The 9,119-nt window shown below is 64.3% G+C and carries 7 protein-coding genes; 2 read left to right on the top strand and 5 right to left on the bottom strand.

What is annotated here, in order from left to right; genetic code table 11:
- The coding region (locus K675_RS0124315; protein WP_017906072.1) for a sodium:solute symporter family transporter at positions 1–983 on the top strand (983 nt) is incomplete at its 5' end.
- A 70-nt stretch (positions 984–1,053) separates the two neighbouring features.
- On the opposite strand, the gene K675_RS0124310 is transcribed toward K675_RS0124315, so the two are convergent.
- On the bottom strand, positions 1,054–2,322 hold the full coding sequence (locus K675_RS0124310) for an O-acetylhomoserine aminocarboxypropyltransferase/cysteine synthase family protein (RefSeq protein WP_017906071.1): 1,269 nt from the start codon (positions 2,320–2,322) through the stop codon (positions 1,054–1,056).
- Positions 2,323–2,492: 170 nt separating this feature from the next.
- Positions 2,493–2,987 (bottom strand): DUF2165 family protein, encoded by a 495-nt coding sequence (locus K675_RS0124305; RefSeq protein WP_017906070.1) that lies wholly within the window; start codon positions 2,985–2,987, stop codon positions 2,493–2,495.
- A 145-nt stretch (positions 2,988–3,132) separates the two neighbouring features.
- Here K675_RS0124305 and K675_RS0124300 point away from each other — a divergent pair, with 145 nt between their 5' ends.
- Positions 3,133–3,969 (top strand): 23S rRNA (adenine(2030)-N(6))-methyltransferase RlmJ, encoded by an 837-nt coding sequence (locus K675_RS0124300; protein WP_017906069.1) that lies wholly within the window; start codon positions 3,133–3,135, stop codon positions 3,967–3,969.
- Between the two features lie 179 nt (positions 3,970–4,148).
- Here the strand turns inward: K675_RS0124300 and msrA are convergent, their stop codons facing one another.
- The 3 genes from msrA to aceF all read right to left on the bottom strand — a co-directional run.
- On the bottom strand, positions 4,149–4,796 hold the full coding sequence (msrA, locus tag K675_RS0124295) for a peptide-methionine (S)-S-oxide reductase MsrA (protein WP_017906068.1): 648 nt from the start codon (positions 4,794–4,796) through the stop codon (positions 4,149–4,151).
- A gap of 80 nt (positions 4,797–4,876) precedes the next feature.
- A complete protein-coding gene (locus tag K675_RS0124290; RefSeq protein ID WP_026145505.1) occupies positions 4,877–7,570 on the bottom strand; it encodes a putative bifunctional diguanylate cyclase/phosphodiesterase in 2,694 nt (897 codons plus the stop codon).
- A 329-nt stretch (positions 7,571–7,899) separates the two neighbouring features.
- A partial coding sequence (gene aceF, locus K675_RS0124285) for a dihydrolipoyllysine-residue acetyltransferase (RefSeq protein WP_017906066.1) occupies positions 7,900–9,119 on the bottom strand: 1,220 nt, incomplete at its 5' end.

The following is a 9,119-nucleotide window of genomic DNA, read 5'->3' as shown; positions in this document are numbered from 1 at the left end:
CGGCGGCCCCCATCGCCTACACCTTCATCGGCGGTTTCCTGGCGGTCAGCTGGACCGACACCGTGCAGGCCACGCTGATGATCTTCGCCCTGATCCTCACGCCGATCATCGTGCTGCTGGCCACGGGTGGCGTCGACACCACCTTCCTGGCGATCGAGGCCCAGGACCCCGGGCATTTCGACATGCTGCGCAACACCACCTTCATCGGCATCATCTCGCTGATGGGCTGGGGCCTGGGCTACTTCGGCCAGCCGCACATCCTGGCGCGCTTCATGGCGGCGGACTCGGTCAAGTCGATCGCCAATGCCCGGCGCATTTCCATGACCTGGATGATCCTGTGCCTGGGTGGCACCGTGGCGGTCGGTTTCTTCGGCATCGCCTACTTCTCGGCGCACCCCGAGGTGGCGGGCCCGGTCAGCGAGAACCACGAGCGGGTGTTCATCGAGCTGGCGAAGCTCCTGTTCAATCCCTGGATCGCGGGTGTGCTGCTGTCGGCGATTCTGGCGGCTGTCATGAGTACCCTGAGCTGCCAGTTGCTGGTGTGTTCCAGTGCGCTGACCGAGGACTTCTACAAGGCGTTCCTGCGCAAGTCCGCTTCGCAGCTTGAGCTGGTGTGGGTCGGTCGGGCCATGGTGTTGCTGGTCGCGGTGATTGCCATCGCCCTGGCCGCCAACCCCGAGAACCGCGTGCTGGGCCTGGTGAGTTATGCCTGGGCAGGCTTCGGTGCAGCCTTCGGCCCGGTGGTGCTGATTTCGGTGATCTGGAAGGACATGACCCGCAATGGCGCGTTGGCCGGCATTCTGGTCGGCGCGATCACCGTGATCGTCTGGAAGCAGCTCAACCTGTTGGGGTTGTACGAGATCATCCCGGGCTTCATCTTCGCCAGCATCGCGATCTACGTGGTCAGCAAGATGGGCAAGCCTTCGGCGCAGATGCTCCAGCGTTTCGCGGCAGCGGAGAAGCAGTTCCGCGAGGAACATTGATCCGTGGGATAGGGCGACAAGCCCTGTAGCTGCAAGGCGGCCCGTCTCCCTGGAGGCGGGCCGCCGCGTTTCAGGCCTGCAGTGCCTGTTCCAGGTCTTCGAGCAGATCCTCGATGGCTTCGATGCCGACCGACAGGCGGATCATCTCCGGCTTCACGCCAGCCTTGGCCTGTTCGGCTTCGGTCATTTGCCGGTGGGTGGTGGAGGCTGGGTGGCAGGCCAGGGACTTGGCATCGCCGATGTTCACCAGGCGCTTGAAGATCTGCAGCGCGTCGTAGAAGCGCACACCCGCCTCGTAGCCGCCCTTGAGGCCGAACGAGAGGATCGCCGAAGGCTTGCCCTTCATGTACTTGTGCGCCAGCTCATGGTGTGGGTGGTCCGGCAGGCCGGCGTAGCTGACCCAGGCGACCTGTTCGTGGGCCTTGAGGAACTTCGCCACCCTGAGCGCATTCTCTGTGTGGCGCTCCATGCGCAGGGCCAGGGTTTCCAGGCCCTGCAGCAGCAGGAAGGCATTCATTGGCGCCAGCGCCGCGCCGGTATTGCGCAATGGTACGGTGCGCGCGCGGGCGATGAACGCCGCCGGGCCGAACTTCTCGGTGTAGACCACGCCGTGGTAGGCCGCTTCCGGGGTATTCAGACCGGGAAATTTCTGCGGATGGTCGGCCCAGGGGAAGGTGCCCGCGTCGACGATCACCCCGCCCAGGGCGTTGCCGTGGCCGCCGACATACTTGGTCACCGAATGTACGACGATGTCGGCACCGAACAGGATCGGCTTGCACAGGATCGGCGTCGCCACCGTGTTGTCGACCATCAGTGGTACGCCATGGGCGTGGGCGACCTGGGCGAAACTTTCGAGATCGACGATGTTGCCCGCCGGATTGCCGATACTTTCGCAATAGACCAGTCGAGTGTTCTCGTCGATCAGTTCGGCGACGGCCTCGGGCGAGTCGTCGCGCGCAAACCGTACCTCGACGCCGAAGCTGGGCAGCAGATGGGCGAACAGGGTGTAGGTGCCGCCGTAGAGTTGCGGCGTGGAGACGATATTGTCGCCGGCGCGGGTCAGGGTCTGGATCGCGTAGTGGATCGCCGCGCTGCCGGCGGACACGGCGAGTGCGGCGACGCCGCCTTCCAGTGCCGCCAGGCGCTGTTCGAGCACGTCGTTGGTGGGGTTCATGATCCGGGTGTAGATATTGCCCGGGACATCGAGGTTGAACAGGTCGGCGCCGTGCTGGGCGTTGTCGAATTCGAAGGCGACGTTCTGGTAGATGGGAACGGCCACGGCCTTGGTGGTCGGGTCCGACTTGAAACCGTGATGGAGCGCAATCGTTGCGTCTTTCATAAGGCCTCGACTCAGTGAAATTCCATTAATTGAGCACTGCCGGGCAGTAGCGGTCGGCTAATGGTCTCGTGTGTCTGAGTCGCCAAGGACCTCGGGTGGCTTACCCGTATCGCACCGCAAACCGGTGCGCCAGTGTCCGCTACTGGCGCAGCGTCGGCAAGTGATCCAGCTCAAGCCGGCTCGTTGTCCGCCTGATTGACGAAGATCAGCACGCCAAGCACGGCCATGTAGAACCTGAAGGCTGCTTCCTGGCCGTTCCAGATCTTCGATTGCCACATCAGGAACCATTCGCCGCCGACTACCATGAAGCCGAAGAACCACACCAGGAAACCCAGGGTCGCGCCAGCGACGATGCCTTTTTTCGCCCGGGCGAAGGTGGCGGCGTCGGCCTTGCGGGCCCGCCACAGCGAGAGGGCGCCGAAGGCCAGCAGTACGCCGGTCAATCCTTCGCCGAGGATGATCAGCCAATAGGCGGCATGCCACAGGCTTGGCGTGGTGATCGCGCGGTACATCGCGGCGTTGTCCGGGAAGGTGGTGTCCATGCTCAGCACGTGGCTGACGAAGGCGAAGTTGGAGCCGTAGTCGCTGACATTGTTGAAGGTGACCATGAAGGCGAAGGCGGCGAGCGCCAGGCTCATGATGATTTTGGCGTAGCGGGTGGTCATCGTTTCGAATCCTTCGAGTGGGAGGACGCGACGTTATCATGGGCGCTCCCGGCGAGTCTGTCGGCAACGGACCTGCCGCCTGTACGTTGCGACCTGACGGCGGGTGGTGCACAGGGTAAACTTCGCCTCCTTCGCAGGAGTTGCCATGAATTACCGTCACGCCTTCCACGCCGGCAACCACGCCGACGTCCTGAAACACCTGATCCTGACCCGCCTGATCGCCCTGATGGCGCGCAAGGAGCAGCCGTTCGCCTATCTCGACAGCCACGCCGGGATCGGCCTGTACGACCTCAAGGGCGACCAGGCCAGCCGTACCGGCGAGTACCTGGAGGGGATCGCCCGCCTGTGGAGGGAGCAGGACCTGCCCGCGGTGACCGCCGATTACCTGCGGGTGCTGCACGAGATGAACCCCGATGGCGAGTTGCGCTACTACCCGGGGTCGCCGGAACTGGCGCGGCGCCTGACCCGTGCGCAGGACCGCGTGCTGATCAACGAGAAGCACCCGGAAGACGGCAAGCTGCTCAAGGACAACATGAAGAGCGACCGTCGCGTGGCCGTGCACCTGGGCGAGGGCTGGCACTTGGCGCGGGCCCTGCTGCCGGTGGCGGAAAAGCGTGCGGTGATGCTGATCGACCCGCCATTCGAGCAGTTGGACGAGATGCAGCGCTGTGCCGCCTCGCTCAAGGAAGCGATAGGGCGCATGCGCCAGACGGTGGCGGCGATCTGGTATCCGATCAAGGATCAGCGGGCGCTGAAGCGCTTCTACCAGGACCTGGCTGGCACCGGCGCGCCGAAGCTGCTGCGCGTGGAGTTGCTGGTGCATCCGCTGGACACGCCGGCGAGCCTGAACGGTTCGGGCCTGGCGATTGCCAACCCGCCGTGGGGGCTTGAGGAGGAGTTGCGTGAGCTGTTGCCGTGGTTGGCGCAGAAGCTGGCGCAGACCCAGGGCGACTGGCGGATGGATTGGCTGATTGCCGAGTAGTCTGTCTCTGTCTGGCAGAGGTTCTCTGTGGCGAGGGGGCTTGCCCCCGTTCGGTTGCGCAGCAACCGTAAAATCAGCAGCCCTGTTCATTCTGGTGTAATGCGGTGCCTGGCTTCAGGGGTGCTTCGCACCCCAGCGGGGGCAAGCCCCCTCGCCACGGGAGTGGGCCTGCCGGCGCCTCAGATCGGGCAGCTCACGCCGGTACCGCGGATACCGCAGTAGCCTTCCGGGTTCTTCGCCAGGTACTGCTGGTGGTAGGCCTCGGCGTAGTAATAGGTCGGCGCCTCGGCAATCTCCGTGGTGATCGTGCCCAGTCCGGCCTTGGTCAGTTCGGCCTGGAACACCTCGGCGCTTTTGAGTGCCGCTTCCAGTTGCTCCGGCTTGGTGGCATAGATCACCGAGCGGTACTGGGTGCCGATGTCGTTGCCCTGGCGCATGCCCTGGGTCGGGTCGTGCAGTTCCCAGAACTGTGCCAGCAACTGTTCGTAGCTGACGATCTCCGGCTCGTAGACCACCAGGACCACTTCGCTGTGGCCGGTCAGGCCCGAGCAGACTTCTTCGTAGGTCGGGTTCGGGGTGAAGCCGCCGGCGTAGCCCACCGACGTGCTGTACACGCCCTCGCGCTGCCAGAAGCGCCGCTCCGCGCCCCAGAAGCAGCCCAGGCCGAAGATGGCGAATTCGACATTGCCGGGGAACGGGCCCAGCAGCGGGTGGCCGTTGACGAAATGTTTGTCCGGTACGGTCATCGGGGTTTCGCGGCCAGGCAGGGCCTGTTCTTTGGTCGGTAGCACGTTTTTGTTCACCAGTATTTCCGAGCGCAAGACCATGTCGCAGTCCTCTCAGTCAGGTTGAAATAAGCTGAAGCTATTGAAGTAGACCGACAGTGTGCCCGAGTGTTGCCGCGCTGTCAGGCCAAAGGTCCGCGCGGGTAGCGCCTGAGCTGCTGGATCAGCTCGGCGCCCGGAATCGGCCGGTCGAACAGGTAGCCCTGGCCGACGTCGCAGCGATGGCGGCGCAGGAAGGTCAGTTGCTCGGAGGTTTCGATGCCTTCGGCCACCACCTTGAGTTTCAGGTTGTGGGCCATGGCGATCACCGCGGAGGTGATTTCCATGTCGTCCTGGTTATCCGGGATCTCGTGGATGAAGCTGCGGTCGATCTTGATGATGTCGATCGGGAATTTCTTCAGGTAGCTCAGGGACGAGTAGCCGGTGCCGAAGTCGTCCATGGCCAGGGTCAGGCCGATCTTCTTCAGTTGGTCGAGTTGCTGGCGGGTGTCGTCGGTGGCTTCGAGCAGCAGGCCCTCGGTCAGTTCCAGCTCCAGCAGCGACGGCGGCAACTGCTCTTCCTTGAGGATGCTGGCCAGGGAGGCGACCAGGTCCGGGTCGGAGAACTGCTTGGGCGACAGGTTGATCGCCACCTGCAGGTTGCCCAGGCCGCGGGCGGTCAGGGCCTTGCTCATGCGGCAGGCCTGGCGGGCAATCCATTTGCCGATCGGGATGATCAGGCCGGTTTCCTCGGCGACGCTGATGAACTGGTCCGGGCGGATCATGCCCTTTTCCGGGTGGTTCCAGCGCAGCAGCGCTTCCATCCCCAGCAGGCGGCCGCTACGCAGGCACAGCTTGGGTTGGTAGAACACGTCCAGCTCGTTCTGGGTCAGGGCGCGGCGCAGGTTGTTCTCGACGAACAGCTTGTAGCTGGCCTCGGCGTTCAGGGCTTCGGTGAACACCTGGACCTGGTGCTTGCCGTTGGCCTTGGCCTTGTGCAGGGCCAGGCCGGCGTTGCGCATCAGGGTCTGCGGGTCGCGGCCGTGCAGTGGCGCGCTGGCCAGGCCGACGGAGCCGGTGACGCTGATCAACTGGTTGTCGACGAACATCGGTTTGTCGAGGGTCGTCAGCAACTGGGTGGCGATCTGCTGGCCGGCTTCCAGGTCGGTATCGTCCAGCAAGACCGCGAATTCGTTGCTGGCAAAGCGCGCCAGACTGCCGCTCGGGCTCAGGCTGTTGCGCAGGCGCCGGGCCAGGCTGATCAGCAGCTTGTCACCGGTCTGGTGGCCGAGGCTGTCGTTGATCCGCTTGAAGTTGTCGATGTCCACCAGCAGCAGGCTGATCGGCGAATCGCTGTCGCGGGCGAAGCGCTCGTCGAGGTTGCGGATGAATGCCGGACGGTTGCCCAGGTTGGTCAGGTTGTCGGTGTAGGCCAGGCGTTCGATGCGCTGTTGCGCGAGCTTGGTCTGGGTGATGTCTTCGTAGATGCCGATGTAGTGGGTCAGTTCGCGGTTGTCGCCATAGACCTTGGAGATCGACAACTGCCCCCAGTAGGGTTCGAGGTTCTTGCGGCGGCTCTTGAACTCGCCCTGCCAACTGTTGCTCTGGGCCAGGCTCGACTGGGCGTCGAACAGCAGCTCGCTGAGGTTTTCCAGGGCCGGCAGCTCGGAGAGCTTCTGGCCGTGCACTTCCTCGGTGCTGTATTGGGTGATGGCGGTGAAGCTCGGGTTGACGTATTCCACCACGCCATCGCAGTTGACCAGCAGGAACGCGTTGGCGCTCTGCTCGACCGCCCGCTGGAACAGGTGCAGGGCGCTGGTGGCGGTGCGTCGGTTGTGATTGTTGATGACCTGGGCGAACTGGTCCGCCAACTCGCCGGCGAAGGCGATTTCATCCGACTGCCAGGCGCGGGTGTGGCCGCTCTGTTCCAGGCAGAGTACGCCCACCACTTGGCCGTCGATACGGATGCTGGCATCGAGCATGGCGTTGACGTCACGCGGGCGCAGGATCTCGGCCATGTCGCGGGTGCGCGGGTCGCGGGTGGCGTTATGGGCGTCGATGGCGCGGCTGGTGTGCAGCGCTTCCAGATAATCGGGGAACTGGCTGGCGTCGATCTCGTCCGGCAGGACATATTCCTGGCTGGCGCGATGATAGGCGGAGATCGGCACCAGGCGCTGGCCTTCGAGGTTCCAGATGCTGGCACTGTCTATTTCGTAGATGTCGCAGGCGCAGCGGGTGATCAGTTCGGCGGCTTCCTGCAGCGAATTGTTGACGCTGTAGCGCTGGCGGGCCAGGCGCAGGATCAGGTCCTGCTGGGCACGCACCCGGTCGAGGTGCTGCAACTGTTCCTGTTGGGCGCGCTGGTTGAGTTCCAGGGCGATCTGCAGGCGGCTGTTCTGGGTGGCGAGGTCGGTGAGCGGCAGTTGCGGCTCCAGGCCGAACAGGCCCTCGACCACCAGCAGGTAGCCACGCAGCAGGTGGCGATTGTGCTGCCTGTAGGCTTCGCCCATCTCCAGCAGGGTCAGCGGACCCTGGGCGGTATGCAGGGTATAGCGCACCAGGTAGTGCGGGTTCTCCGCCAGTTGCAGCTGGATCGCGTCATGCAGGCGATAGCGGGCTTCGGGCTCCATCAAACTGGCATAGGGCGAACCGACCAGGGCGCACAGCTCGATGGCCGGTAGGCCGAACTGGCGTTCGCAGTTGGGATCGAGAAACAGCAGGGCCCAGCTTGCTTCATTCAGCCGCTCGAAACGCAGCATACCGAGCCGCGACGGCACCGGTAACTGAGTCACTACCTCGGCCGCCAATCTATTGGCGGCATCGGGTTGGCTTTTCATGGAGAGCTCGCTTCAAGAGTACTGATCACGCACAGGACAGGGGGCTTTTCCTGGCGAGTTGGGCAAGGTTGCATTAAGCGGGTCGGGCTGACAAGCAGAACAGTGGCTCTGTGCCTTCAATGTATCGGCCGGAGGCGGGAAATCTTCAATCGGGGGCGTCGGACGGACGGCGATTGCCGCTCTGCGTCGCGGCTTTGCGCGTGTCGGGCGAGTGCGTCCGGATGACGCAAAAAAAGCCCCGCCATCTGGCGGGGTTGAGGTACGAGCGTGGCGCTCGGAAAACGCGACGGCGGATCCGGCCTCCTTGACCCAGGAGGCCGGATGGCCGGTTACAGCAGGATGGTGCGGATATCCGCCAGCAGGTCGCTCAGGCGCTTGGTGAAGCGCGCTGCCGCGGCACCGTTGATCACGCGGTGATCGTAGGACAGCGACAGAGGCAGCATCAGCTTCGGCTGGAAGGCCTTGCCATCCCAGACCGGCTGGATGGTTGCCTTGGATACGCCGAGGATCGCCACTTCCGGCGCGTTGACGATCGGCGTGAAGCCGGTGCCGCCGATGTGGCCGAGGCTGGAGATGGTGAAGCAGGCGCCCTGCATGTCGTCGGCGGAGAGCTTCTTGGTCCGGGCCTTTTCAGCCAGGGAAGCCGCTTCGGCGGCGAGTTGCAGCAGGCTCTTCTGGTCGACGTTCTTGATCACCGGGACCAGCAGGCCGTCCGGGGTGTCGACGGCGAAGCCGATGTGCACGTACTTCTTGCGGATGACGGCCTTGCCGCTCGGGGCCAGCGAACTGTTGAAGTCCGGCAGTTCCTTGAGCAGGTGCGCGCAGCTCTTGAGCAGCAGCGGCAGGATGGTCAGCTTGACGCCAGCCTTCTCGGCCACGGCTTTCTGCGCAACACGGAATGCTTCCAGTTCGGTGATATCCGCCGAGTCGAATTGGGTCACGTGCGGCACGTTCAGCCAGCTGCGGTGCAGGTTGGCGGCGCCCGCCTGCATCAGGCGGGTCATCGGCACTTCTTCGATTTCGCCGAAGCGGCTGAAGTCCACGGCCGGGATTGGCGGGATGCCAGCACCACCGGTTGCACCGGCGGCAGCGGCTGGGGCTTCCTTGGCCTTCTGCATCATGGCCTTGACGTAGACCTGCACGTCCTCCTTGAGGATACGGCCGTGCGGGCCGCTTGGGCTGACTGCGCCCAGGTCGACACCGAATTCACGCGCCAGTTGGCGTACGGCCGGGCCAGCGTGGACCTTGGCGCCAGCCGCTGCAGGTGCAGCAGTCGGTGCCGCGACAGGTGCCGGGGCGGCAGCCGCCGGAGCAGCGGCCTGGGCGGGTGCGGCAGGAGCGGCAGCCGGGGCTGGAGCGGCGGCAGGTGCAGCGCCCTTGACCTTGAGTTTCAGGATCAGGTCACCGGTACCGACTTCGTCGTCCAGCTTGATGGCAACGCTTTCCACCACGCCGGCGGCTGGCGATGGAATCTCCATGCTGGCCTTGTCGGATTCCAGGGTGATCAGCGACTGGTCGACTTCGACGGTGTCACCGGCCTTGACCGAGA

Origin of the sequence: Pseudomonas fuscovaginae SE-1 (genome assembly GCF_000364705.1) — a bacterium.
GTDB classification, from domain to species: Bacteria; Pseudomonadota; Gammaproteobacteria; order Pseudomonadales; family Pseudomonadaceae; genus Aquipseudomonas; species Aquipseudomonas fuscovaginae_A.
The sequence above is the reverse complement of the archived record's forward strand: the minus strand, read 5'-3'. Positions and strand labels throughout refer to the sequence as shown.